This window comes from Pseudomonadota bacterium, assembly GCA_039196715.1.
Taxonomy (GTDB): domain Bacteria; phylum Pseudomonadota; class Gammaproteobacteria; order CALCKW01; family CALCKW01; genus CALCKW01.
On the sequence record JBCCUP010000005.1, the window covers coordinates 17,777 to 44,232 of the forward strand.

At 65.0% G+C, this 26,456-nt stretch carries 21 protein-coding genes; 8 read left to right on the plus strand and 13 right to left on the minus strand.

Annotation, left to right across the window (positions count from 1 at the left end; translation table 11 throughout):
* Positions 1–15: 15 nt before the first annotated feature.
* The 7 genes from cysM to AAGA11_03590 all read right to left on the minus strand — a co-directional run bounded on the left by cysM (position 16) and on the right by AAGA11_03590 (position 7,692).
* Complete coding sequence (gene cysM / locus AAGA11_03560) at positions 16–912, minus strand: cysteine synthase CysM (protein MEM9601912.1); 897 nt, start codon at positions 910–912, stop codon at positions 16–18.
* Positions 905–1,861 carry a tRNA (adenosine(37)-N6)-dimethylallyltransferase MiaA gene (gene miaA / locus AAGA11_03565; GenBank protein ID MEM9601913.1) on the minus strand — a complete coding sequence of 319 codons (957 nt, stop codon included), beginning with the start codon at positions 1,859–1,861 and terminating at the stop codon, positions 905–907. The genes cysM and miaA overlap by 8 nt, the downstream gene beginning before the upstream one ends.
* Positions 1,858–3,657, minus strand: coding sequence for a DNA mismatch repair endonuclease MutL (mutL, locus tag AAGA11_03570; protein ID MEM9601914.1), 1,800 nt, complete (start codon positions 3,655–3,657; stop codon positions 1,858–1,860). Before mutL ends, miaA begins: the two co-directional genes overlap by 4 nt.
* A gap of 46 nt (positions 3,658–3,703) precedes the next feature.
* On the minus strand, positions 3,704–4,981 hold the full coding sequence (locus AAGA11_03575; GenBank protein ID MEM9601915.1) for an N-acetylmuramoyl-L-alanine amidase: 1,278 nt from the start codon (positions 4,979–4,981) through the stop codon (positions 3,704–3,706).
* 270 nt (positions 4,982–5,251) lie between these two features.
* Positions 5,252–5,701: a tRNA (adenosine(37)-N6)-threonylcarbamoyltransferase complex ATPase subunit type 1 TsaE gene (tsaE, locus tag AAGA11_03580; GenBank protein MEM9601916.1), complete on the minus strand. Its 450-nt coding sequence runs from the start codon at positions 5,699–5,701 to the stop codon at positions 5,252–5,254.
* 19 nt (positions 5,702–5,720) lie between these two features.
* On the minus strand, positions 5,721–6,683 hold the full coding sequence (locus tag AAGA11_03585; GenBank protein MEM9601917.1) for a S49 family peptidase: 963 nt from the start codon (positions 6,681–6,683) through the stop codon (positions 5,721–5,723).
* A 61-nt stretch (positions 6,684–6,744) separates the two neighbouring features.
* Positions 6,745–7,692, minus strand: coding sequence for an RluA family pseudouridine synthase (locus tag AAGA11_03590; GenBank protein ID MEM9601918.1), 948 nt, complete (start codon positions 7,690–7,692; stop codon positions 6,745–6,747).
* A gap of 534 nt (positions 7,693–8,226) precedes the next feature.
* Between AAGA11_03590 and AAGA11_03595 the strand changes: the two genes are divergently transcribed.
* The 3 genes from AAGA11_03595 (at position 8,227) to AAGA11_03605 (ending at position 12,928) form a co-directional block, all read left to right on the plus strand.
* The gene (locus tag AAGA11_03595) at positions 8,227–10,980 is read left to right on the plus strand and encodes an Rne/Rng family ribonuclease (protein ID MEM9601919.1); all 2,754 of its coding nucleotides are present in this window, start codon (positions 8,227–8,229) and stop codon (positions 10,978–10,980) included.
* 174 nt (positions 10,981–11,154) lie between these two features.
* On the plus strand, positions 11,155–11,862 hold the full coding sequence (locus tag AAGA11_03600) for a phosphoribosyltransferase (protein ID MEM9601920.1): 708 nt from the start codon (positions 11,155–11,157) through the stop codon (positions 11,860–11,862).
* 1 nt (position 11,863) lies between these two features.
* Positions 11,864–12,928, plus strand: a complete 1,065-nt coding sequence (locus tag AAGA11_03605) for a glycosyltransferase family 4 protein (GenBank protein ID MEM9601921.1) — start codon at positions 11,864–11,866, stop codon at positions 12,926–12,928.
* 15 nt (positions 12,929–12,943) lie between these two features.
* Here AAGA11_03605 and AAGA11_03610 read toward each other — a convergent pair whose 3' ends face one another.
* Positions 12,944–14,365 (minus strand): dynamin family protein, encoded by a 1,422-nt coding sequence (locus tag AAGA11_03610; protein ID MEM9601922.1) that lies wholly within the window; start codon positions 14,363–14,365, stop codon positions 12,944–12,946.
* A gap of 278 nt (positions 14,366–14,643) precedes the next feature.
* Here AAGA11_03610 and AAGA11_03615 point away from each other — a divergent pair, with 278 nt between their 5' ends.
* The 3 genes from AAGA11_03615 to fur all read left to right on the plus strand — a co-directional run bounded on the left by AAGA11_03615 (position 14,644) and on the right by fur (position 17,880).
* Positions 14,644–15,657, plus strand: coding sequence for a Fe(3+) ABC transporter substrate-binding protein (locus AAGA11_03615; GenBank protein ID MEM9601923.1), 1,014 nt, complete (start codon positions 14,644–14,646; stop codon positions 15,655–15,657).
* A gap of 186 nt (positions 15,658–15,843) precedes the next feature.
* Positions 15,844–17,412, plus strand: a complete 1,569-nt coding sequence (locus AAGA11_03620; protein ID MEM9601924.1) for an iron ABC transporter permease — start codon at positions 15,844–15,846, stop codon at positions 17,410–17,412.
* A 45-nt stretch (positions 17,413–17,457) separates the two neighbouring features.
* Positions 17,458–17,880, plus strand: coding sequence for a ferric iron uptake transcriptional regulator (gene fur, locus AAGA11_03625; GenBank protein ID MEM9601925.1), 423 nt, complete (start codon positions 17,458–17,460; stop codon positions 17,878–17,880).
* A gap of 6 nt (positions 17,881–17,886) precedes the next feature.
* On the opposite strand, the gene AAGA11_03630 is transcribed toward fur, so the two are convergent.
* From AAGA11_03630 to yajC, 4 genes are all read right to left on the minus strand, one after another.
* Positions 17,887–19,155 (minus strand): glycosyltransferase family 4 protein, encoded by a 1,269-nt coding sequence (locus tag AAGA11_03630; protein MEM9601926.1) that lies wholly within the window; start codon positions 19,153–19,155, stop codon positions 17,887–17,889.
* A gap of 142 nt (positions 19,156–19,297) precedes the next feature.
* Entirely contained in the window at positions 19,298–20,230 is a 933-nt protein-coding gene (gene secF, locus AAGA11_03635; protein MEM9601927.1) for a protein translocase subunit SecF, read from the minus strand.
* 8 nt (positions 20,231–20,238) lie between these two features.
* Positions 20,239–22,089 (minus strand): protein translocase subunit SecD, encoded by a 1,851-nt coding sequence (gene secD, locus AAGA11_03640; protein ID MEM9601928.1) that lies wholly within the window; start codon positions 22,087–22,089, stop codon positions 20,239–20,241.
* Between the two features lie 23 nt (positions 22,090–22,112).
* Positions 22,113–22,439, minus strand: a complete 327-nt coding sequence (gene yajC, locus AAGA11_03645; protein ID MEM9601929.1) for a preprotein translocase subunit YajC — start codon at positions 22,437–22,439, stop codon at positions 22,113–22,115.
* Between the two features lie 275 nt (positions 22,440–22,714).
* Here yajC and AAGA11_03650 point away from each other — a divergent pair, with 275 nt between their 5' ends.
* Entirely contained in the window at positions 22,715–23,404 is a 690-nt protein-coding gene (locus tag AAGA11_03650; protein MEM9601930.1) for a histidine phosphatase family protein, read from the plus strand.
* A gap of 226 nt (positions 23,405–23,630) precedes the next feature.
* Positions 23,631–24,824 carry an acyl-CoA dehydrogenase family protein gene (locus AAGA11_03655; protein MEM9601931.1) on the plus strand — a complete coding sequence of 398 codons (1,194 nt, stop codon included), beginning with the start codon at positions 23,631–23,633 and terminating at the stop codon, positions 24,822–24,824.
* A 52-nt stretch (positions 24,825–24,876) separates the two neighbouring features.
* On the opposite strand, the gene nhaD is transcribed toward AAGA11_03655, so the two are convergent.
* Positions 24,877–26,295 carry a sodium:proton antiporter NhaD gene (gene nhaD / locus AAGA11_03660; protein MEM9601932.1) on the minus strand — a complete coding sequence of 473 codons (1,419 nt, stop codon included), beginning with the start codon at positions 26,293–26,295 and terminating at the stop codon, positions 24,877–24,879.
* Between the last annotated feature and the right edge of the window lie 161 nt (positions 26,296–26,456).

The window sequence follows — 26,456 nt, forward strand, 5'->3', positions numbered from 1 at the left end:
ACCCGTCGCGTGTCCTCAGCCGGGGAACACACCCGTCGACAGGTAGCGGTCGCCCCGGTCGCACACGATCGACACCACGGTGGCGTCGCGCAGCTCGTCACACAGACTGATCGCCACGTGCATTGCACCGCCGGATGATATGCCGGCAAAGATACCCTCTTCTGTCGCCAGGCGCCGCGACATTGTCTCGGCTGCGTCCTGTGTCACGTCGATGATCCGGTCGACGCGTTCACGTTCGAAAAAGGCCGGCAGGTACGCTTCGGGCCAGGCACGGATGCCCGGAATCTGCGCGCCGTCGGCCGGCTGCACACCGATCAGCTGCACCGCGGGATTCTGTTCCTTGAGGTAGCGCGACAGGCCCATGATGGTGCCCGTGGTGCCCATGGTGCAGACCATGTGGGTGATCTCACCGCCGGTGGCTCCCCAGATCTCCGGTCCCGTCGTGCGGTAGTGCGCATCCGGGTTGTCGGGGTTGGCAAATTGATTGAGGACCTTGCCCTCTCCGCGCGACTCCATAGCCAAGGCCATGTCGCGCGCTCCCTCCATGCCCTCCGCCTGCGTGACCAGAATCAGCTCGGCGCCATAGGCTTTCATCAGCTGCCGCCGCTCGAGCGACAGGTTGTCGGGCATGATCAAGACCATGCGGTACCCGAGGATGGTGGCCGCCATCGCCAGAGCGATGCCGGTGTTGCCGCTGGTCGCCTCGATCAGCCGATCACCGGGGCGGATTTCACCGCGCTCGGCAGCCCGACGGATCATGTTCAGTGCCGGCCTGTCTTTGACCGAACCCGCCGGGTTGTCGCCTTCGAGCTTGGCCAGTACCCGGTTGCCGTTCTCACCCCGATTGAGCCGTTGCAAAGCCACCAATCGCGTGTCGCCGATGCGTTGGTCGAGAGTCGGAAAGTCAGTCACGTAGGGCCTCCAGCCAGGTTGCGATCCGCTGCAGAAAGGGGTGAGTGCCATCGGCAGCGTGGTACGGGTTGTGTCGGGGTGCGGTTGGCAGGCTGCGAAGCCAGGTGAATTGCCGCTTGGCCAGCTGGCGTGTGGCCGCGACAGCGTGCGCACGGAACCGATCGAAATCGTACGCACCGTCGAGGTACTGCCACGCCTGACGGTACCCAACACTGCGCATGGACGGCAAGTCGGCGTGCATGCGGGGGTTGCGTCTGAGCTGCTCGACCTCGTCGAGAAAACCCTGCTCGAGCATGGCATCGAAGCGGCTTTCGATGTGCCGGTGCAAGGTCGTCCGCGGCTCGGGCCAGAGCGCCAGTTGCAAGGCGCGCAAAGGCAGCGATGGCGCGCTGGGCTCGGCCTGCCACGCACTCAGCGGCCGCCCGGTCATGCGCCACACCTCGAGGCCGCGCAGAGTGCGCTGCGTGTCGTTCTCGCTCAGTCGCGCGTGCAGCTCGGGGTCGACGCGGGCAAGCTCGGCCCGCAGTGGCGCCAGGCCCGCCTCGGCGAGCGTACGCTGCAAGGCCGTCCGCACCGCCGGATCCGATGCCGGCAACACATTCAGGCCCTCGAGCAGCGCTTTGAAATACAGCATTGTGCCACCGACCAGCAGCGGCACGCGGCCCGCAGCGTGCGCCTCGCGGATGGCCTGTCCGGCGTCGCGACAGAAGTCCGCCGCCGAATAGCGCTCCCAGGGCTCGACCACATTGACCAACGCGTGCGGGTAGCGCCCGAGCGTCGCGGCGTCCGGCTTGGCGGTGCCGATGTCCAACCCGCGGTAGACAAGGGCCGAGTCCACGCTCACGATCGCGCACCCGAAGGCCTCCGCGCATTGCAAGGCCAACTCGGTCTTGCCGGACGCCGTGGGCCCGTAGAGACAGATCACGGGCCAGCGGGTTGCCGCAGTCATTGACCGCGCAGGAACAGATGGTCGAGGTCGGACACACCGAGTCGCACCCAGGTGGGTCGACCGTGGTTGCACTGGCCACTGTTGGGCGTGGTTTCCATGTCGCGCAAGAGCGCGTTCATTTCATCGCGCGTGAGGTGTCGGTTGGCGCGCACGGACCCGTGGCAGGCCATGGTGCTGAGGACGCGATCGCTGTCTCGCGCCACGCGGTCACTGTCGCCGGTCTCGACGATGTCGCTGAGCACGTCGCGCACCATCTGCTCCGTCGGCGAACGCCGCAGCAGCACCGGCACCTCGCGCACGGTCAGCTGCTGCGGTCCGGTGCGGTCGACACCGAGTCCGACGGCCGACAAGGTCGGTGCGACCGACTCGGCAACGTCCGCTTCGGCCTCGCTCACCGCCACCACCACCGGCACCAGCAGCGGTTGACTGCGCACCCCCTGGGCCGCGTACTGCTGCTTGAGCCGTTCGTAGGTCACGCGCTCGTGCGCAGCGTGCATGTCGACGAGAATCACGCCGTCAGCGGTTTCGGCGAGGATGTAAATGCCGTGAATCTGGGCGAGCGCCAACCCGAGGGGTGGCAACGCGTCCGCGTGGTGGTCAGCACCGGTGTCAGTCGCGCGCAACAGCGACGCGTAGGCCGCCCGCTGGTCCGCCACAGCGGGTCGGCGTGCTGCCACCGTCGCGAGCCCGAAGCTCGATTGCAGCGGCGCCGTCGTCTCGGCGTCGGCTCTGTCCGGGGCAACCGCGCTTAGCATGGCCGCTGGCGAGCCCGGGGCCTCCACGACGTCGCCATCACCCGGCCGAAGCGCCGACAGTGCCCGGGTCAGCGCGCGGTGAATGGCGTCGAATACCCGCCGCGTATCGCGGAACCGCACCTCGGATTTCGCCGGGTGCACGTTGACGTCGACACGCTCGGCGTCCAGTTCGAGAAACAACGCGTAGGCCGGGTGACGGCCGTGGTAGAGCACGTCGCTGTACGCACGCTTGACCGCTGCGCTGACCAGGCGGTCGCGCACCAGTCGACCGTTCACGTAGAAATACTGCAAGTCTGCCTGGCTTCGCGAAAATGTGGGCTGTGCAATCCACCCTGACAACCGGATGCCATCGAGATCGTGCGACACGTGAAACGCATTGTCGGCGAACGCCGGCCCCAGCACCTCCCGCATGCGCACGGCGGCGAGCCCGTCGGGTACGTCAGACCAACGCTGGACCGACTTGCGGTTGTGCACCAGATCGAATGCAACATCGGGTCGCACCAGTGCGAGGCGCCGTACCACCTGCTGCACGTGATCGAACTCCGTGCGCTCTGCGCGCAGGAACTTCCGCCGGGCCGGCAGGTTGAAAAAGAGGTCAGCAACCTCGACGGTCGTGCCCTCGTCGTGCGCAGCGGGTTTCGGTTCACTCGGCGTCCCATCGAGATCACACTCAACGGTCCAAGCGGTGTCGACGCCACGCGCCCTCGACGTCAGCCGCAACCGCGACACCGAAGCGATGCTCGGCAAGGCCTCGCCGCGAAACCCCATCGAGGCCACGCGCATCAGGTCGTCACTGCTGCGGATCTTGCTCGTCGCGTGGCGCGTGAGCGCGAGTGCCAGTTCGTCCCGCACGATGCCGATGCCGTTGTCGCGCACACGGACGCGCCGCACACCACCCTGCTCGATCTCGACGAGCACACGGCTCGCGCCGGCATCGAGCGCGTTTTCAACGAGTTCCTTGACGATCGACGCCGGCCGTTCAACCACCTCGCCCGCGGCAATCTGGTTGACCAGCGCGTCGGGGAGCTGCTCTATGGTCATGGCCAGCATTGTGCCACGCCACGGCCCCGCACCGGGGCGAGCTCACTCAGTTGGAGGCGACGTCCAGACGGTACCGGCGGTAGAAGGCCGTGCCAAAGGGGGGGTTGGCCTTGAAGTGGTCGACCACACCGTTGCCGATCGCCGCGGCCAAGCGCTCCTGGTAGCTCGTGGTGCGCAAGCGCCGCTCTTCCTTCGGGTTCGAAATGAAGCCCAGCTCGACCAGTACGCTGGGGACGTCAGGTGCCTTGAGCACGACGAAGCCGGCCCGCTCAACCGTTTTCTTGTGCAGCTTGTTGACCTTGGCAATGCGCGAGAGCATCTGCTCGCCCACGCCTACGCTGGTCTCGCGACTCGCACTCTGCGACAGGTCGACGAGAATGCGCGCCAACGCCGCGCTCTGCTCGGACAGGTGCAAGCCGCCAAGGTTATCGCCCTTGCTGGCAAGGAACCGCCGGGCCGCGACGTCAGCACCTCGATCTGAAAGCACGTACACGGACGATCCCGATGCACTCTGCTGTTCGAACGCGTCCGCGTGCAGTGAGATCAACAAGTCCGCCTGGCTGTCGCGTGTTCGCCGGACGCGCTCCTTGAGCGACACGTACTCGTCCTGGTCACGGATCAGCACGGGTTTGATGCCGCTGACGCGGCTGAGCATCCGGTGCAGCCGTTTCGCAATCGACAGCACGACGTCCTTCTCGAACGTGTTACCGCTGCCCACCGCACCGGGGTCGTTGCCGCCGTGGCCGGCGTCGATCGCCACGACGATGTCTTCCAGACGCGGCGTGATGACCTCGTCTGGCTCGTCCACGCGTGTCGTTGCCCGGGCCGGTCGGGTCACCATGCGGCCGGTCGCGAGCGCCAGCGCGTCAGCGCCGCCAACCGGTGCGATGTCGAGCACGATGCGGTGGTGCTTGCCGTTGCCCGGTTTGAGGTACGTGGTTTTCGCCTCGGCTGCGGCGTGGGTTTCGATCACCAGTCGAAGTTCGCCGGTGTCGCGCACACCGCTGCGCAGCGACTTCAACAGCGGATCGTTGCCGAACGAGCTCGACAGTGCCCGCGCGATATCGGTGTCGGGCAGGTCGACCACGACCCGGTGCGGCGAACTCAGGCTGAAGTTTTTCTGGCGCACTGCGCGGTCGAGGTCGAGGACAACGCGCGTGTGCGTGTCGTAGGCCTTGAAGCGCAACCCGACCAGACGCGCCGCGGCGTCGGCTTCTGACACCCGGGGCCACAACAGGGCGCCACAGGCGAGCACCACGCCGGCCACAAGCACCCAGGCAACCGCCTGTCCCTGTCCCGCTGTCACCTTGACGTTCACACCCACACTGCCCGCTCACGTTGACCTGAACGCGGGAACCGCTCTTGGCGAGCACACCCGTCGGACGCCCGAGGCGCACCGCCGTGCCCGGCCAACCCGGCCCCATTGCGTGAGATCAAGTAAAGACCGAAAACGGGATTTCGCAAGCAGCCAACACCGCCTTCGGCACCCGGGCACAGGCACACGCGAACGACCACTGGCGTTGGTCAGCTCGCTAAGCCGATGAATTCGATCGCGTTTTGTACCAGCCACCGCGCGCGCATCGCGCGTTCGACGTCAGTCAGCGGTCGAATCGGATGTGCGCCGCGCCAAATCCACGTCGCGTCCGGTGCCTGAGACACTCAATACCAGCCGGTGGGTCCACGGGGGCAACACCCCGGCAGCGAGCGCAGGCCACTCGATCAACCAGACACACGGTTCGCCAGCAAGGTCATCGATGCCGAGGTCATAGAGCTCGTCCGCGCTGCCCAGCCGGTAGAGATCAAGGTGGTGCACCGTGCCGCCCGGCAAGGTGTATGACTCGATCAGGGTGTAGGTCGGGCTGCGCACCGACCCGGTGTAGCCAAGCGCCTGTAGTACGCCACGCGTGAGGGTGGTCTTGCCCGCGCCGAGGTCGCCCTCGAGGTAGACCGTTGCGGCGCTGGTGAGTTCTCGACCGAGCCTTTCGCCGAAGTGCAAGGTGGCCGCCTCGTCTGCCAGGTGACTGCGGCTGTGTACCGTCAACACACCGGGTTCGCCATGCAACTCACCGCAGTGACACGGCGTCGCGTGTCGACAGCGCGGTGAAGAAACCTTCTCCGATCGCCGCGCCAAGTGCCCCGGTAACCCGTTCGATGAGGTCGGGTTGCGCGGTGAAGTTCACGACCGAATCCACGCCGACCACGTCGCGCGCGACGTGGTACTCGTCGCCGAAGCCGTCGGCCAGGCCGAGTGCCACGGCTTGCTCACCGGTCCAGAAGGTGCCACTGAACAGACTGGGTTCGTCGGCCAGCCGGTCGCCCCGGCCGTCGCGGACAGCCGTCTTGAACTGCTCGTGTATTTGCGCCATCAGCACCCGCATGTGCGCCACGTCGTCCTCGTTGACCGGCGAGAAGGGATCGAGCATGGCCTTGCTCTCGCCGGACGTGATCAGCCGACGCTCGACGCCGAGTTTCTCCATCGTGCCTGTGAAGCCAAAACCGTTGCTCACCACCCCGATCGAGCCGACCAGGCTGGACGGATTGACGAAGATGTCATCGGCTGCCGACGCAATGAAATACCCGCCCGACGCCGCCACGTCGTGAACGACAGCGATCACAGGGGTGTCCGGGTGTTCAGCACGAAGCCGCCGAATCTCGTCGTAGATCAGCGAAGACTGCACCGGGCTGCCGCCCGGGCTGTTCAGGCGCAACACGACGCCTGCCGTGGCTTCGTCTTCAAACGCCGCAACCAGCGCCCCGCGCACTGACGCAAGCGACAGGCCATCCGACTGAATGGTGCCGGACAGGTCAATCAGGGCTGTGTGCTGCTCGGCACCACCCGCGCGCCAGGCCTCGAACTGGCCGCGGAAGGACATCGCCGTGACGAACGCTATGTAGGCGACCAACAGGAACCGGAAAAAGATGCTCCACCGTCGCGCGCGCCGTTGTTCAACCAGGCCGGCCGTGGCCAGCCGTTCGATCGTGCGTCGTTCCCAACTGGAGGTGCGAGTGCTGGTGCTTTGGTCCATGGTGACAGGCAGTGTTCGTCGGCGAGGAGACAGGAATCACAACACGGACCGTGCCACGGCCTCAGAGTTTCAGCGCGTCCGCCCAGTCGGCTGGCGCGGCCACCTCGAATCGACGCTCTCCGCGCCAGCAAAAGGCCAACAGCGTGCTGTGCAGATGCATCCCGCGGCACCCCGCGCCAGCAAATTGGCGGTTGGCCCGATGGTCGCCGTACTTCGTGTCGCCGACGATCGGGTGCCCCACGCCCGCCGTGTGGACGCGGATCTGGTGGGTGCGCCCGGTTTCAATGCGCAATTCGAGCCGCGTGCATCGCGTACCTGCGTCCACCCGCGTCACGTGGGTCACGGCATCGCGACCGGCCTCGTCCACCGCGCTGACGCGCTCGCCGCCCCGCTGCCGGTTTTTCAACAACGCCTTTTCGATGCGGCGCACGTCTCGCGGCCAGCGGCCGAGCACCAGCGCGGTGTACCGTTTCTCCACCGCGCGTGAGGCGAGCAACTGCTTGAGCTCGCGGTTGGCCATCGGGTGTTTGGCGAGCAACAGGCACCCGCTCGTGTCGCGGTCGAGCCGGTGGACCAGGTCGAGTTGCCGCGCCGCGTCGTCCCGGGCCTGCCGCAGTGCGTCAATCACACCGAAGGCGACACCAGTGCCGCTGTGAACGGCGACACCGGCGGGCTTGTTGAGCACGATCAGGTCATCGTCCTCGAACACGATAGCCTGCTCGAGCCGGTGCACGAGGGCGTCCGGCACCCGCCGTTCGCCGCTCGGGCTGATCCGCACCGGCGGCAACCGCACCTCGTCACCCTCGCTCAACCGCGTCGCCGGCTTGGCACGTCCACCGTTGACACGCACTTCACCGGTGCGACACAAGCGGTAGATGACGCTGCGCGGGACGCCGGCAAAGGCGTGCAGCAGAAAGTTGTCCAGCCGCTGTCCCGCGCGGCCGGCGTCAACGGTGACCCGCCGCACCGGGGTGCGCTGCGAGTCTGGTACGGATCGTGTGTTACCCATTCGGGTGCGCCACTGATTGGCTATTAAAGAGGAGTGGTGTACCATTCTACTGGCTAACCGCAGTGATTATCACGTCAGCACCCCGGCTGGACAGGCCGCCAGATGCTGACGCTGTGCCCCGGCACGCACTCGGGCGCGTCGCACGCCGAACCGGCAACTCGAACGCCCATAGCCTACTTTCAATACAGACCCGGTGGGTCTGGCCGCTTCCAGCGGGCCGACACGGTGTCGGCCAACGGGTTCGCGGCAGCATGCGCAGGCGGTTCGCCTGCCACCATGGAAGCACTTGCCGCAGCGCCTCCGCTCGAGTCGCTGCGCACACGAAAAGCGGATCACACCGGCGCCACGGGGCGTCGGTGGACAGACATCACACTACCCGCACCGGATACTGCATGACACCGTACGCCGAATGGTCGCGTCAGACGCCCGTCACAGCCCCTGCTGTTGACGACGGCCGCGCGTCCGTTGCGCGAGGGCGCAACCGAGAACCCGGCGTGCAGCGCTGCCCCGTGCGGGCAACCCTGGATCTTTCAAATGAAACGAATGCTGATCAACGCGACGCACGGCGAAGAGTTGCGCGTCGCAGTGGTCGATGGCCAGCGCCTCGAAGACCTGGACATTGAACACGGAGACCGAGAGCAACAGAAGTCCAACATCTACAAAGGCAAAGTCACCCGCATCGAGCAGAGCCTCGAGGCGGTGTTTGTCGACTACGGCGCCGAACGACACGGCTTCCTGCCGTTCAAGGAAGTCGCCCGCAGCTACCTCAGCGACGCGGGCGACGGCGGCAAACCCTCGGTCAAGGACGGCCTGAAGGAAGGCCAGGAGATCCTGGTCCAGATCGAAAAGGAAGAGCGCGGCACCAAGGGAGCCGCCCTGACCACCTACATCAGCCTCGCGGGCCGCTTCCTCGTGCTCATGCCCAACAACGCGCGGGCGGGCGGCGTTTCCCGCCGCATCGAGGGCGAAGATCGAAACGAACTGCGCCAGGTCATGGCCGAAGTCGAGGTGCCCGATGGCATGGGTGTGATTGCACGCACCGCCGGTGTCGGCCGCTCGCTCGAGGAAATGCAGTGGGACCTCGACTACCAGGCCGAGGTCTGGCACTCGATTCAGGCGGCCGCCGAATCCCGAGCGGCGCCGTTCCTGGTCTACCAGGAGAGCAACGTGATCGTGCGCGCGCTGCGCGACTACTTTCACAGTGACATCGGCGAGATCCTGATCGACCAGCCCGAGCTCTATCAGGAAGCCAAGGGCTTTGTCGAAGTCTGCATGCCGCACAACGCACGCAAACTGAAGCTCTACGAAGACAGCACACCGCTCTTCACGCGTTACCAGATCGAGCAGCAGATCGAGTCGGCGTTTCAACGCGAAGTGACCCTGCCCTCCGGTGGTGCAATCGTCATCGACCACACCGAGGCGCTGGTCTCCGTCGATGTCAACTCGGCCCGTGCGACCAAAGGCGCCGACATCGAGGAAACCGCGACCAACACCAACCTCGAAGCTGCGTCCGAACTCGCACGGCAGTTGCGTCTGCGGGATCTGGGCGGGCTGCTGGTGATCGATTTCATCGACATGTCGGCCAACCGCAACCAGAAAGCGGTCGAGAACCGACTCCGCGAGGCGCTGAAGGTTGACCGAGCGCGTGTGCAGGTCGGCCGGATTTCGCGTTTCGGGCTGCTCGAGATGTCTCGCCAACGGCTGCGTCCGTCGCTGGGCGACAGCTTTCAGGAAGTCTGCCCGCGCTGCTCTGGCCAGGGGGCAATTCGCACGGTGGGATCCCTCTCCCTGTCGATTCTTCGTTTGATCGAAGACGAGGCAATGAAGGACAACACCGGCCAGGTCGTCGCCCAGGTCCCGATGGAAGTGGCGAGCCTTCTGCTGAACGAAAAACGCGATCAGCTCGACGTGATCGAAAGCCGCTCTGATGCGCGCGTGCTCGTGGTACCAAACCCCTACCTCGAAACGCCGCAGTACCGGCTCGAGCGGATTCGCCGCTCCGAGATGACCGAGGACACCCAGAACCAGCCGAGTTACGCGTTCGCCGAACGACCCGCAGACCCGTCACCCGAGACGGCGAGCGAGCAGCGCAAGGGCGAAACCGCCGCCGTACGCACTGTCGTGCCGCAGCAACCCGCGCCCTCGCCCGCAAGCGACGACGTTGTCGCGTCGGTCGAGGCCGTCGACGACGCGCAACCGGGCCTCATTCGCCGAGCAGTGGCGTTGGTCGGTCGCATGATGGGCGGCGGGTCGGCCGCGGCCAACGCGCAGGACGCACCCGACAGCAGCACGCCGGCCAAGCGCCCGGCCCAACGCAACCGCAGCGACGCCAAGCGGGGTGACGGGCGGCGCGGTGACGGACGGCGTGGCGACGCCCGGCACAACAGCAACGGCCAGCGCGACGACAAGCGCCAGAACAACCGCGGCAGCCGCGCGGACGGTCGCCGCAACAGCGGCCGCCAGGACGACAAACGCCAGTCTGCCAAGGACAACGGCGAACGCAAACGTGATTCGGCAGCCCGCGACACGGCCGATTCGGCCAAGTCGTCGAACGACAGTCGCAACGGTGCCTCGCGCGGTCGCGGACGGCGCGGCGGTCGCGGGTCCGGACCAGCGAAGTCGACAGAGCCGCAACAGGCCACGAGCACGGACACAGCCGCCCCGGACAATTCAGCCCCGGCCCCAGGGCCGTCGGCAGCCGGTGCGGCAACCGCAGCCGTGACCGCTGCCGCGGCCACTGCCGCCACCTCGGTCGAGAGCCCCCGCACGGGCCCGGCTGACGCGGACAGCGCGATGCCCGACAACGTCGGTGACGTGGCCGTGGCCGACACCGTCAACGGCGACGCTGAAGCGAATCAGGATGCCGCACCGCAAAGCGGCAACGGTCGCCGTCGACGCCGCGGTGGACGCGGAAGACGCGGACGCAATCGGGGTGAGCGTGCTGCCGAGGGCACGGCTGAGCCCACCGCCGACCAGGCGGCCGACACGTCGCCGTCGACCTCGTCATCTCACGCACCCCAGGGTGCGGCTGACGCGGCACCGGCAGCGTCCACGCCGTCTGGCGCGGATGCCTCCGACACACCGCGTGCCACCGCCCCGTCCTCGGGTCAGGCTACCGTCGCCGCCCCGCCGGTTGTGCCGCCGGCGCCAATGCCGGCACCCGCGGTGCAGGCCGTGACGCCGGACACCAAACCGCCGCTGTCGGCCCCGCCGGCCTCGGTGGCGCGCCCCGAGACCGTGGTCGCCGAACGCCAGGCCGAGCCCGGCTCCGACAGCGGCTCTGCGTGACGTCGCGGTCACCGGCCGGCAGACGCCCGGCCGGCGACCAAACCCGGCACGGTACGTGAGTGCCATGAGCGGTTACACCGTGTGCCCCCGAGCGGCGACACACGGTCGACCGCCGGTCGATCGGGCCGGCGACCGACACGCGATTGCACGTTTATGCCAGCCGGAGTCACCGCCATGAGCACAAACACACAGCCCCACGTCAACCAGGCCCGTGACGATGACGCGGTGCAGACGGTGCAGAAGTACCGCGAGACCGACGACAAGCTGTTCATGTCACTGGACGAAGCGGTGATACTGTGTGAAGCACTTGCGGACGAGGTGCGCAGCAGCGGCTTTGCCGCTGACGCGGTCGTTGGCATCGCCAACGGCGCGCTGCTGCCCACGCGCGTGATCGCCGACCGTCTCGGCATGCCCTGCGAATACGTGCGCTACCGCCGCCAGGGCAGCACGATCAAGCGTCGGCTCGGCAAGGTGCCGGGCCTGCGCGAACTGGTCGTCTGGCTGTACAGCTTCAAGGCGGTGGCCAACCGGCTCGCGCCGATTATGGACAGCTTTAACCGCTTGGACAGTGACAGCGCCAAGGACAATGACAGCACGTCCGGTTTCCCGGGGGACGGCCGTGTGTTGCTGGTCGACGACGCGATCGACAGCGGACAATCGATCGCCATCGCCTGCGAGCAGTTGCGCGCACGCGGCGCCCAAGAGATCCGAACCGCGGTGATCACCTGGTCAGATGCGCACGATTCGATGACAAATTTTGGCATTAAACCAGAGTACTATTTAAACCGACGCGTGCAGCACTATCCCTGGTCTGAAAACAACAAGGAAATCCAAGCGTACCGGGCTTGGCTGAGTGCGCACGATTTATACGAGTGGCAGTAGCGTGCGAGAGCGTTCGCAACGCATTGTCTTGCTCGGCTCCTACCCGCCAAACTACGGTGGGATCAGCGTGCACATTTGGCGTCTCCATAGATCGCTTGCGACAACTCAGTCCGTTGCCGTTTTGGACATGTTCAATGGCAAAGAGGCTCCGGCCGTTGACGCTGTACACAGGCTCGCTGGCAATCCGCTTATTTCGCTGTTCCGAGCAAGGTGGCTGTTGGACCAGCTCGACGCAGGCATCTTGCACGTTCACGTGTCAGCCTTCTCAAAGTTCTTGCTGACCGCACCGGTGTTGCTCACCGGAGGCGCCCAACGCGCCCGAATCCTGACAATCCACGGGGGCAAGCTCGGACAAAATCTCGAGGCCTTCTCACCCTGGCAGTTGCGTCTGTTCGACTGGACCCTCGCGCGCTTCAACCACATCGTCTGCGTCAGCGAGGCGCAGCGCGCGCTGTTGCTCGAGCGCGGCGTCGACGCGAAGCGCATGAGCGTGATCAACGCCTACCTGCCGCCACTGCCACACAGCAACCCGAGCCTGTTCGCCCCGCTGGAACAACGCCGCCGTGACGGCAAACGCGTTCTGCTGGTGGCCGCGCAGTTTCTGCCGCACTACGGGTTGCTCGATCTGCTCGAGGCGCTGCACCGACTGCCGTCGTCCGTGCGGTCGAGCGTGTGCCTGGCTCACGTCAGTTACCTGGACGCCGATGACCCGTACCGTGCGGCGTGCCAGGACGCGGTCGGTGACCTGGACTACGTCGCTTTCGACAACCTCGAACCGCCGGACATGGCCGCCTGGTTGGCGCTCGGCGACGTCTTCGTTCGCCCCACCTGGTGGGACGGCGACGCCGTGTCGCTCAGAGAGGCCTGCTACTTCGGCAATCGCATCGTCGCCACCGACGTCACCACACGACCGGACGGCGCCGTGCTCTGCCCGGCTCGAGACAGTGACGCCCTGTCAGCGGCGCTGCAACAGGTGCTCGAGGACGACAACGTCGGCAAGGTGAGTTTCGACCACCTTGCGTCCAAACGTCGGCTCGAAGCCGTCTACACCGACGTACTCGGCTGAGCCCGCTCACGGCCGTCAGGCGTCGGTGCCGCTCGGGTTGGTGAACGAATCGTTGAGGTTCTGTACGAAACGCGTCGACTGTTCGAGCACGGCCTTGATCTGCTTTCTTGCACCCGCGTTCCAACCGGCAGGCCGTTTCCAGAACACACTGCGCCACCAGCGCGTATTGCGTGTCAGCGCATAGCTGTAGCGCAGGTCGTCGGCGCGCTGCATGCGCCGTTGCATCTGGCCGTGGACGAAGCCACGCAACCAGAAGTGGTAGACACCGAGTGCAATCAGCAACGCCACGACCGGCGCCCACGCCGCCGCTGAGCCACCCAGCAGGCCGAGGCTCCACCCACCGAAGTCGAAGCCGGCCCACGCCGCAAGCCCAACCGACAGCGCCAGCGACACGGTCAGAAAGACCGCGTCGCCGATCAACACCCAGCGCCGCCATTGCGCCAACAGCGAACGGATGGCCGGCACGTCCTGCTCGCCAATGTAGTGCGCCTGCTTCTCGAGCGCACCGACGATGCGGTAGCTGCGCTCCACTTCGACCTGCTTGATCCGCTCTTCAATTGCTGCCATGTCGGTCGCGCGCTTGCGCTCGAACCGTGACCGCAGCGCCTGGTCCTCGATCGGCAGGGCCGCATCAAGGTTGTAAATCGTGAAGAACTTGCCCGCGGTCAAACCGGCACTGGCGAGGGCGCGTTGCCAGGCTGCGACCACGTCTTCGGGGTTGTCTTCGCGCGCCGTGGTGTCGAGCTGGTTCAGGACATAGAGGAATTTGTTCGAGTCCGAACGAGAGATGGTGTCAGTGACCAGGTGCTTGAGCGTGTCCTGCATCGCACCCGGCTCCGGGTGTCGGGCGTCGAAGAACACCAGCACCAGATCGGACAGATCAATGATCTGGTCTGTGAGCTTGAGCGTCGAGGTGCGCTGCTGGTCAGCGTCAAACCCGGGTGAGTCGATCAGGATCTTGCCACGCACCGCCTCGGAGTTGCTCGTCTTGAGTTGCAGGTAGGAGTCGATCCGCCGTCCCTCGCCCGACGCCACGCGTTCGATCTCGTTGCTGATCTGGAAGAACGGAAACCGCAGATCCGCGTCAAGCGCCAACCCTGGCAAGGTCCGCGGGGTTTCATCCCGGCTGTAACAGATGACGGTGAACTTGTCGTCGACGGCCTGGTTGCCGGTGGACTGGAGGCTCGCCCCGGTGAACCAGTTGATGAAGCTTGATTTGCCCGACGAGAAGGTGCCGAGGATCGAGACCAAAGGCCACCACGGCACCTGCGCTGCGTAGGACTCCGACGGCGACAGCAGACACATGCCGTGGCCGACGCGGTCGAGCTCTCGAAAGGACTTGACCGCGTCCACCAGCACTGGATTCTCTCTTGATAGGTGGGCTTCGAGCGACGCCAGTCGTTCGGTCAACACCGCGTCCTGTACGGCTTCTGGCATGGGGGTGCAGCTTCCACATGAATCGGTAGATCGCAAAGTATACCCTGTCGAAACCGCGTCACCGGGCCCCGATTTCGAAGCCGCAACGTCCCATTCCGGTGGCGTGAGGGTCACGTATTCGCCGGGCGTGCGCACAGGGATGGGGCACACGCTGACAGCAATACGGTGGCACTGAGCGTGTTGAACCGACTGCCAGTGCGACGGTCTGATCGCTGAGGCTCACTTGACAGTGATTCTCATTTGCATACACTCCGCCCTTTTTGGCCAACGGAAGCACCATGCTATCGAACATCAAACGCCTGTCTTGGCTGCTCGGGCTCTCCGTCGTACTCACGACCGTCAACGCCGCCGAGGTCAACGTCTACTCAGCCCGCAAAGAGGCGTTGATCCGCCCGCTGCTCGACACCTTCAGCGAGCGCACGGGGATCACGGTCAACCTGCTGACCGGCAAGTCGAACGCGCTGATCCAGCGCATGAAGGCCGAAGGCCGCAACACCCCTGCCGATCTGATGATCACAGTCGACGCGGGTCGACTCGCGTTTGCGAGTTCACTGGGGCTGTTCCAACCGCTCGAGAGCGACACCCTGGCCTCCCGCATTCCCGCGTCCCTGCGGTCTCCGGACAACCTCTGGTTCGGCCTGTCCCAGCGTGCTCGGATCATTGTCTATCACCCCGATCGGGTGAGTTTGGACGAGCTTGCCGACTACGAGGACCTCGCTGATGCCGCGTGGGCCGGGCGTATTTGCGCCCGATCGTCCGTCAACATCTACAACCAGTCGCTGCTGGCATCCATCATCGAGTACGCCGGGACCGACGACGCCACGGCGTGGGCGAAAGCGGTCCGCGAGAACATGGCGCGCGATCCGCAAGGCAACGACAGCGCGCAGATCAAGGCGGTGGCAGCCGGGGAGTGCGACGTGGCTCTCGTGAACACGTACTACCTTGGCGGCATGCTGAGCAACCCGGAACTCAGAGACACCGCGGCCGCGGTTCGCGTCCACTTCCCCAACCAGTCCAATCGCGGCGCCCATGTCAACATCAGCGGCGCAGGCGTGACCAAGTACGCAAAGAACGTCGCCGAAGCGCGCCAGCTCCTGGAGTTTCTGGTCAGCGACGATGCGCAAGCCTGGTATGCACAAACCAACCACGAATACCCCGTGGTGGAGGGTGTTCCACCGAGCGACCTCGTCGCGTCCTTCGGCGACTTCAAACGTGACGCGCTCAACGTGTCGCGTCTGGGCGCACGCAATGCCGAAGCAGTCCAGGCTTTCGACAACGCCGGATGGGAGTAGCGCGACGCCGTGCGGGTGCGGACAACGCTCGTCTGACGGTTTCACACTGCACCGCAGACGATGTCCGCGCGCGCGCTTGACCTGGGCCGGCGCCCAGCCGTCACCGGGCGAAACAGTCGAAGGGCGTCGCGCCTTGGCTGGACTCTCATCAGTGTGTTGATCGGGGCCTGCGTGTCGATACCGTTGGTGACGGTGGTTGGACACGTTTTCGCCGAGGGCAACGGCAATTGGACACACCTCGCCAACACCGTGTTGCCGGGGTACGTTTCGAACTCGCTCATTCTGATGGTCGGTGTCGGGACGCTGAGCACCGTGTTGGGTGTGGGCACCGCCTGGTGTGTGAGCACCCTGGCGTTTCCCGCACGAAAGACCTTGGCGTGGGCTCAGCTGCTGCCGCTGGCTGTGCCGTCATACATCCTCGCCTACTGCTACACGGATCTGCTCGAGTTTGCCGGGCCGGTGCAGACCACAATCCGGACCCTGTTCGACCTCGACCCGAGACACTTCGGGTTCCCGGAGATACGGTCGCTCGGCGGCGCAATCGTCGTGCTGTCCCTCGTGCTCTACCCCTACACCTACCTGTTGACTCGGGCGGCCTTCAACAACCGTTCGATCTCCGCCCTTGAGGCGGGCCGCACGCTGGGCTGCAGCACCGTGGCCGTGTTCTGGCGCGTCGCCCTGCCTCTGGCAAGACCGGCGATACTCGCGGGCCTGGCACTGGTGCTGATGGAAACGTTGGCCGACTTCGGCGCGGTGGAATACTTCGGTGTCGCCACGTTCACCACCGGTATCTTTCGCACGTGGTTCGGACTCTTCGACGCCACCGCCGCCTTGCAGCTGTCCGCGGTGCTTCTGGTGTTCGTCGTGGTGCTGCTGGCACTCGAGCGATACTCGCGAAGCCAGTCACGGTTCCACGAGACGTCCGAGCGTGTGCAGAACGCCAACCTCATCCCACTGACCAAGGGGACACGCTGGCTGGTTTGCCTGTTGTGCGCTCTGCCGGTCGTGCTCGGTTTTCTGATTCCGGCGCTGCAACTGGTGTGGCACGCATCATCCCGGTGGGCTGCGCTGTTCGAGCCGGAGTTCATCGGTCTGGTGCTCAACAGCGTCAGCCTGGCGGCTACCGCTGCCCTTGTGATCCTGGTGCCGGCTGCACTGCTTGTGATGGCGCAGCGAAGCCAGCCCAACCGCCTCGTTCAGTCCGCAATCAGGTTCAGCACCAGTGGTTACGCCATCCCCGGTACTGTCGTTGCCTTGGCCGTGTTGATTCCCTTCGGCGCCTTCGACAACGCCGTCGACACAGCGGCAACTCGACTGTTCGGCGTGAACACCGGCTTGCTGCTCAGCGGCACCCTGTTCACCCTGATCTTCGCCTACAGTGTCCGGTTTCTGACCGCTGCGTTCAACACGCTCGAATCCGGGCTGGCGCAAATCAAACCGAGTATCGAGGAAAGCGCGTACACGCTCGGCGCCTCGAAGCGCCGGCTGCTCACAGCCGTTTACATCCCGATCATGCGGGGAAGCGTGCTCACCGCTATCCTCATCGTGTTCGTTGACACCTTGAAAGAGCTGCCGGCCACGCTGGTCTTGCGACCCTTCAATTTCAACACGCTCGCCGTCAAGACCTACGAACTCGCGTCGGACGAGCGACTTCACGAAGCTGCCTTGCCAGCGCTCGCCATCGTTGCTGCAGGTTTGATTCCGGTCATGCTTATCAGCAAAGGAATACAGCGCACCGAGCGCGGGGTGATATAATGCACACCACATTGGGTATGACATGCCATGCCAGTATCTGAGCTCATGAGCCAACGAGAATCAGGGTCAGCACACTTGCGCGCCGTCGGGCTGAAGGTCACGCTGCCGCGCCTGCGGGTGCTTGAGGTCATGGAACAATCCGACCGGCGGCACATGAGCGCGGAAGACGTGTACCGCAAGCTGATTGAATCCGACGCCGAAGTCGGCCTCGCAACCGTCTACCGGGTCCTCACCCAATTCGAGACGGCGGGCCTCGTCTACCGACGCCATTTTGACGGTGGGCAAGCGCTGTTCGAGCTCAACGACGAGGATAACCACTCCCACGTGGTCTGCCTCAAAACCGGCCACGTCGAGGAATTCAGCGACCCGGTGATTGAAGCGCGGTTGCGCGAAATCAGCGAAGAACTCGGCTACACCATGACTGAGCACACCATCGTGGTGCACGGCATCCACAAGAGTGCCAAGTAGGCGCGACTAGCGCTGCTCGGGCGACGACACCGGCGTGTCCGTGCAGGGTGTCGGCAGGGCGTACTGCCGGAGCACGTCCAGCATCTTTTTTGCCTGCGTCTCGCGGGAGTACGACGGCGCCGCTGCCAGACTCTGCCGCTTGAGCGTCTCATAGAGGGCGCTGTCCGACGCCAGCGTGCGGATGGCTGCTGCCATGGACTCGGGTGACTCGGGTTCGCACACGACGCCACAGCCCGTGTCCTCGACAATCCCGGTCGCCTCGCCGCTGGGCAGACCCATGAGCACGGGCTGGCCCACCCCCATACTCTCGAAGAGCTTGGAGGGGATCACCGTGCGGAACACGTCGAGGTCACGCAGGTGGATCAGGGCCACGTCGCACAGGCTCCAGACCCGGTTCATCTCGGATTTCGGGAACCGGCCCAGCGACACCACGTTGTCGAGACCACGCGCCTGAATGTCGGCATCAAGCTTGGTCTTCTCCGACCCAGAGCCGACAAGCAGGATGCGCACATGTGGCAGGTCTCGCAGCCGTTCCGCCGCCTCAACCACCTTGTCGAGGCCGTGTGCCATGCCGTGTGTGCCGACATACCCGACGACAAAGGCCCCTTCCAGGCCGTGCGCGCGCGCCAGCTCGGCGTCTTTCCCATCGAGCGGCTTGTAGCGACTGAGCTCGACGCCGTTACGTACAACGTGGATCTTGTCGCCGTCGATACCGCGTTCCATCAGGTCGGCCTTGAACGCCTCGGTCACCGAGACAATCGCGTCCGCATGGCGGTAGAGAAACAGCTCGACTTTCTCGAGCGCCGCCAACACGCGCGGGTACTTGACCGCGCCCAGCGCGGCGATGGATGCCGGCCACAGGTCCCGGAGCTCGAAAACGAACGGGACGCGCCGCAGCTTGGCCAACGCGAAGCCGCCGACCGCAGCAAAGAAATGCGGGGAGGTCGCCACCACAATGTCGGGCTTGCGCACAAACAGGCCACCAAAGAACGCGGTGACCATGAAGCTCATGTATGACAGGGTTCGTTTCAGGAACCCCTCGTTGGCTGTGATGTAGGTCTTGAGGCGAACGACGTCGACACCGTCCATGTCGGATCGGTCCCACCAGGCGTTTCGGTACCCCTCGAACACCACGCCTTCAGGAAAGTTCGGTGCCGAGGTCAACACGTTTACCTCCGCACCGGCGCGCAACCAGTGTTGCGCGTGCTCCGACAAACGGCTGGCCGGCGCGTTGCCCTCCGGAGGATAGTTGTCGGAAACAAACAGAATTCGCATCACAGAGCCTTCTCGTACCCGGGTTTGCGACGAATCGCATCAAACTGGTCGCCGATGCACCTCCATGGGTGCACTGCGTCGGCGCCTCGACACTCCCCTTCTCGGCGGCTGTTGCGCGAGATTGATGGCGTACAAGCAGATATCAGGGCGTGGTGTCGACATCGACACCTTCTTTCTCCACCGGCAGGAGGTCCTCGCGCTGCAGACCGAGCAACAGCGCCGACCCGGAGGCCACGTAAATGGATGAGTAGGTGCCGACCAGCACCCCGACGATCAACGCGAAGCTGAACCCACGCAGCACTTCGCCGCCGAACAGAAAGAGCGAGATGAGCGCGAGCAAGGTCGTGCCCGAGGTGATGATCGTCCGTGTCAGCGTCTGGTTGATCGAGAGATTCATGACCTCGGTGGTGCCGCCGGCACCGCGTCGACGGAAATTCTCTCGTATGCGGTCAAACACCACGATCGTGTCGTTCAGCGAATACCCGACCACCGCCAACACCGCCGCCAGCACTGACAGGTCGAAATCGATCTGGAAGAGCGCACAGGCACCCACGACGATGCAGACATCGTGGACAAGCGCAAAAATCGATCCGGCCGCGAATTTCCACTCAAACCGCAGCCAAACGTACACCAGGATGCCCGCAAGCGCGTAAATCACGGCCAGCCCACCCTGGTCACGCAGTTCGTCACCGATCTGAGGGCCGACGAACTCGACCCGTTTCATGGTCGGGTCGCCACCGGCACGCTCCAGCGCGGTCAACACATCACTGGAGATGTCCGCCGCTCCTTCCTCCTCTGGCGGCGCGAGCCTGACCAGCACCTCGGTGGCACTGCCGAAGTGCTGGACCTGGGCGTCCTCGAATCCGCCACCCGCAAGCGCGCCGCGCAGCACGTCGAGGTCCGCCGGCTGCTCGTAGCCCACCTCGATGAGGAAGCCGCCGGTGAAATCGAGCCCGAAGTTGAGCCCACGCGTTGCGATCAGGCCGATCGACAGGAGGATTGCAATGCCCGACACGATCGCCGCTTGCCGAACCCAGCGCAGGAAATCGAAGTTGAAGGAAAAAGAGCGTTTCACGGTGGGTCCTAGATGGCTAACGCCTTGACGCGGCGACCGCCGTAGCGGAGGTTGACCAGCGCCCGCGTGCCGACGATGGCAGTGAACATGGAAGTGGCAATGCCAATCGACAGCGTCACGGCAAAGCCCTGGATCGCACCGGTGCCAAAGGCGAACAGCACGAGCGCCGCGATCAGGGTCGTGATGTTGGCATCTGCGATGGTGCCCACGGCCCTGTCGTAGCCGGCGTGGATCGCCTGCTGCACCGGACTGCCGTTGCGCAGCTCTTCGCGGATGCGTTCGAAGATGAGCACGTTGGCGTCAACCGCCATGCCCACGGTCAAGACCACACCGGCAATGCCCGGCAGCGTCAACGTGGCCTGAATGACCGACAGCACCGCGACAACCATCACGATGTTGACGATCAGCGCAAGGTTCGCAAGCAGACCGAAGAAGCGGTAGTACCAGAGCATGAAGCCCATGACCAACAGCAGACCGACAACGCAGGCAGTGAAGCCGCGACGGATGTTGTCCTCGCCGAGGCTCGGTCCCACGGTGCGCTCTTCGACGATGTAGACCGGTGCGCTGAGTGAACCGGCGCGGATCAGCAGTGACAAGTGCCGTGCTTCTTCGCTGCCGAGTCCGGTGGTCTGGAACCGATGCGAGAGCACGTCGCGGATGGTCGCGACGTTGATGACCTCCTCGTCGACCCGCGGCTCGTGCGTCACCGAGCCGTCGTCGGCCACCAGACGCTCGTAGCGGGACTCCTTGTACACCACGGCCATCGGCTCGCCGACGTTGTCGGCCGTGACCCGCTGCATGCGGTTCGCGCCGGTGCCGTTGAGGTTAACGAAGACCGCCGGCGAGCCGGTTTGCGAATCGATGCCAGACGAGGCGTCCTTGATCTCATCACCGGACACGATCACGCGGCGGTTCAGCAGGATCGGTTCGCCAGTGTCGCGCTGACGGAACAGCTTTGCCGACGCCGGGATCCGGCCAGTCTCCTCGGCCGCGAACCAGTCGGCTGCGTCACCGTATACCAACCGGTATTCGAGGGTCGCCGTCGCGCCGAGGACTTCCTTGGCTTGCGTGGTGTCCTGCACCCCGGGCAACTGCACGACGATGCGGTCCGCGCCCTGGCGTTGAATCACCGGCTCAGCGACGCCGAGCTGGTTCACCCGGTTGCGCAACGTCGAGATGTTTTTCTCGAGCGCGGCGGTGCGCGCCTCTTCCAGGGCGAATTCGGTGAACGTGATGCCGAACGCGGCCGGGTCGGCCTCATCGACCGTGACGGTGGTCTCGGGGTACTGCCGCCGCAGGTCTGTCAGCACGGAATCGCGGTTGGCGGCGTCGCGCAGCACCACGGAAACCGACGCGGCACCGCGCCCAACCGAACGGTACCGAACCCCTTCGTCCCGCAACAGCACCCGCATGTCCTGCTCGAGCGTGGCGTAGGCCTTGTCGATCGCCGCGTCCATGTCGACCTGCATCAGGAAGTGGACGCCGCCGCGCAGGTCGAGGCCGAGGTACATCGGCTCGGCCAGCTTGAGCCAGTCAGGCGCACTCGACACCAGGTTGGGCGCGATGACCACCGCGTTGCCCAACGCGTCATCGAGCGCGCTGCGCGCGAGGCGCTGGTCGTCGAGGTTGTCGAAACGCAATTGCGCACGGCCGGAGACGAGCTTGCCGCGGACCGAGTCGACACCCGCGGATTGCACGACGCGAATCGACTCGGCCAGCAAAGCCGGGCTCGCGTTGCCGGATTCGGGGCTGACCATCACGGCCGGCGACTTGCCAAAGAGGTTGGGCAACGCAAGCACCGCCGCGGTCAACACGACCAGCAGCACGAGGGCGTTCTTCCAGAGCGGGTATTGGTTCATGGTGTGCCGGACGTGAGAGGGGATCAGGCGTTCTTCAATGTGCCCTTGGGCAACAAGCTGGCGACCGACTGCTTCTGTACGTGCACTTCGGTGTTTTCCGCAACCTTGACGGTGACAAACGCATCGCCAACCTGCGTCACGGTGCCACCCAGCCCGCCCGCGGTGACGATTTCATCGCCCTTCTTGATGCCTTCCACCATTTCCTTGTGTTCCTTCACCCGTTTCTGCTGGGGTCGGATCAGCAGGAAGTAGAACACCACGAGGATCAGCACCGGGAAAGCCAGGCTGATCAGCCCGCCACCCGCAGGGGCCGGGCCCTCGGCCCACGCGTTCGAAATGAAGAAATCCATGGGGTTGCATCCTGTTCAGGTCAATCACGCATTATGGCATACGGCCCCGCGCGCTGCCGTTCCCGAGCAGGCGGTCGTTCTCAGGTTCGCGTCACGCGGGCCGCTGACGGTCCTATACTGACCGGGTGACAGAACAGAGGTTTCGTCACCGCCAGGCCGCGTGCCGCCGGCGTGCGCGAGACGCCTGCCAACCCTGCGAGACGCCACACCCGTCCGCGGCGGTCCGCCAAGTCCCTTTGCCGCGCCCTCACAGGGTTTTTCAGCCCCATCAGCCCATGACAGTGTTGTATCTCGTCAGACACGGCCAAGCCGGCGAACTCACCGGTCACTACGACACCCTCTCCGACCGCGGTTGGCGACAGAGTGAGCTGTTGGGCGAGCACATGCGCGCCTGCGACCGCCGTTTCGATGAAATCTGGTGCGGCACCCTGCAACGGCACCGGTTGACGCTCGACGCCTTTCACCAGACCTACCCACTGCCCCACAAGGCCTGGCACGACCCGGCGTTGGACGAAATCCCCTTCGAAGCGCTGTTGGCGCAGTACCAGGCGCAGTTTCCGGAGCACGCGGCCCGACACGACGCGGGGGCGGACCAATCACACGCGGCTTTCGCCAACACGCTGCGGCACGCCATCGACCTCTGGCGGGGCGACCTGCTGGACGGGCTCGAACCCACGTGGGTGGATTACAAGACCCCGGTCACCCGGTGGCTGGAGGGACGCACGCTCGCGGCCACGCCCGGCAAGCACGTGCTGGCCATCAGCTCGGCCGGCACCATATCCCTGTTGCTGAGCGCCGCCTTGCAACTCGACGATTCGCAGATGCACCTGTTCAACGCCCAACTGCGCAACACCGCGGTCACGGCGCTGGAGCTGAACCCGACCGGTCCGGTGCGGCTCGCGCTGTTCAACAGCGTCGCGCACCTCGACGTCCACGCACAGCCGGCGCTGATCACCTCGCTCTAGATGCTGAGGTCACGAGCCGGACCATTGGCTGCAAGCCGTGCCGCCGTCGAACGGCTTGCTGCGCTTGCGCTGTTCACGTGCCAGCACGTACACCGCGCTGCGGTTCTCGCAGTTCACCGTGTTCGCTCGATTCCTCAACGCCTGACGACAGCATCCGGGGCCAGCAGACGCCTGCGAAGCGCCATGTTGTATGCTCTGACGCCCACCGAACACCCCACCGACCGACATGAGCCAACCCGCGACTGCGCTGCAGGCCAGCCTCACAGACTTCATGAACGAACACGTCTACCCCGCCGAGCGCCTCTACCGGGCCCACACCGAGAGCGCCGCCGACCGCTGGACAATTCCGCCCGTCATGGAGGAGCTCAAGCGCAAGGCCCGCGATGCCGGCCTGTGGAACCTCTGGCGGCCACGTGACCTCGGTGGCCGGCTGAGCAACCGCGAGTACGCGCCGCTTGCCGAGATCATGGGTCGCTCGTTGATCGGACCGGAAGCCTTCAACTGCAGTGCACCGGACACCGGTAACATGGAAGTGTTGCTCAAGTACGGCACCGACGCTCAGCGCGAGCAGTGGCTCGAACCGCTGTTCGACGGCGAGATTCGCTCGGCGTTCTGCATGACCGAACCCGACGTCGCGTCGTCCGACGCGACAAACGTCCGCTGCAGTATCGTGCGGGATGGCGATCACTACGTGATCACCGGCCGAAAATGGTGGAGCACGGGTGCACCCGACCCGCGGTGCAAGATCCTGATCGTCATGGGCAAGACCGACCCGGACGCACCCCGCCACACGCAGCAGTCCATGATCCTGGTGCCCGCCGACACACCGGGCGTGCAGCTGATCCGCCCGCTGCAGGTGTTCGGCAGCGACGATGCCCCACACGGCCACGCCGAAATCGCGTTCAATGACGTTCGGGTGCCGGCCGAGAACCTGCTGCTCGGCGAGGGCCGGGGATTCGAAATCGCCCAGGGCCGCCTGGGGCCAGGTCGCATTCACCACTGCATGCGCTTGATCGGCTGTGCGCAACGCGCGCTCGAAATGATGTGCCAGCGTACCAGCAGCCGCGTCGCCTTCGGCAAACCCTTGTCCGAGCAGGGGACGATCCGCGCCGACATCGCCGAGAGCTGGTGCGACATTGCTCAAGCCCGCCTGCTGACGCTGCAGGCGGCAGAGCGCATCGACGACGCCGGCACCAAGGGCGCTCGCGACCTGATCGCCGCCATCAAGATCGTCGCACCGAACATGGCGCAGCGGGTGATCGATCGGGCGATCCAGGCACACGGCGCGCTCGGCGTCAGTCAGGACACGTTCCTCGCCGACGCCTTCGCCTACGCGCGCACCATCCGACTCGCCGACGGCCCTGACGAAGTCCACCGCGCGGCGCTGGCCAAGCAGGTGTTGGGCGCCTACACGGGCTGAGGCGCCCGCGGGAGACGTGGCGCGCTCACGGTGCCGTCACGCCCGACCCGGCTCAGATCGGCACGTCGAACAGGTGCGCATTGAGCCTCAGGTGCACCCAGATGCTCGCCACGTAGCCGAGCGCGATGGCCCAGCTCCACTTCAGGTGGCTGAAGAAGGTGTAGCGACCACGCGCCTGTCCCATGAGCGCGACACCGGCCGCAGAGCCGATCGACAACAGGCTGCCGCCGACACCGGCCGTGAGCGTCACCAGCAGCCACTGCCCGAGCGACATGTCCGGCTGCATGGTCAGCACGGCGAACATCACGGGAATGTTGTCGACCAACGCCGAGATCACGCCGACCGCAACGTTGGCGTAGGTCGGGTCCCAATTGACGTAGAGCGCTTCTGACATCATCGCGAGGTAGCCGATGAAGCCCAGGCCGCCCACGCACATGATGACGCCGTAGAAAAACAGCAGGGTGTCCCATTCGGCGCGTGAGACGCGGTTGAAGATGTCGAAGGGACCGATGTGCTCGAGAGACTGCAAACGCTGGGGGTCGTCGGCGTAGCGCAGGCGCTTCTTCGCCAGTGATTTCGGCAAGGTCATGCGCAGGAAGTAGCCGAAGATCTTCAACAGCGCAAGCCCGGTCATCATGCCGAGCACCGGAGGCAGGCCGAGGAAGCTGTGCATGCTGACAGCCAGCGCAATGGTCACCAGAAACAGCAGCACGATGCGACGCGCACCGCGCTTGAGTTCGACGAACTCGTGCACGGGTTCCGGCCGCTCGTTCGGAATAAACGCGGTCATGATCGCCGCCGGGATCAGGAAATTCACGACCGAGGGCAGAAACAGCACCAGGAACTGCTGCACGCTGACCAGCCCCTTCTGCCAGACCATGAGCGTGGTGATGTCGCCGAACGGCGAAAACGCCCCGCCGGCGTTCGCCGCGACGACGATGTTGATACAGGCCAGGTTTACGAAGCGCGTGTTGCTGGCCCCGAGCGCCAACACGACCGCACACATCAACAGTGCCGTGGTGAGGTTGTCGGCGATCGGCGAAATGAAAAACGACAACACCCCGGTCAACCAGAACAGCGCCCGGTAGGACAAGCCGAGTTTGACAAGCCATACCCGCAAACCATCGAACAGACGGCGCTCTTCCATCGCGTTGATGTAGGTCATTGCAACGAGCAGAAACAGCATCAGCTCGGCGTACTCGAGCAGGTTGTGTCGAAATGCAGCTTCGACCACGTGATCGATTTCGTGCTGCGTGTAGACCCAGCCGATTGCCGCCCAGATCGCGCCGGCCGCGAGGATCACGGGTTTGGACTTTCTGAGGTGGATTCGCTCCTCACCGATCACGAGCGCATAGGCGACTGCGAAGATCACCAGGCACAGCGTACCGACCCAGTTGTCGGTGAGTTCGAGCCGCTGGCCGGCAGCGGCATCACCCGCAGCCAGTGCCGCGCCGGGCAAAGCGACTGCCAGGACGCACAATACTGCTCCTGCCCCGCGAAAAGCGGATGTCCAGTTCAGGCGATTCTGGGCTGTGAACACGTCGACTCCTGAAGCCGCAAACCAGCTCTCCATTATACCCGTTCACCGCCGCTCAACGCTGAAATCACAGATGGGGTTGCCGTTGTGTCTGG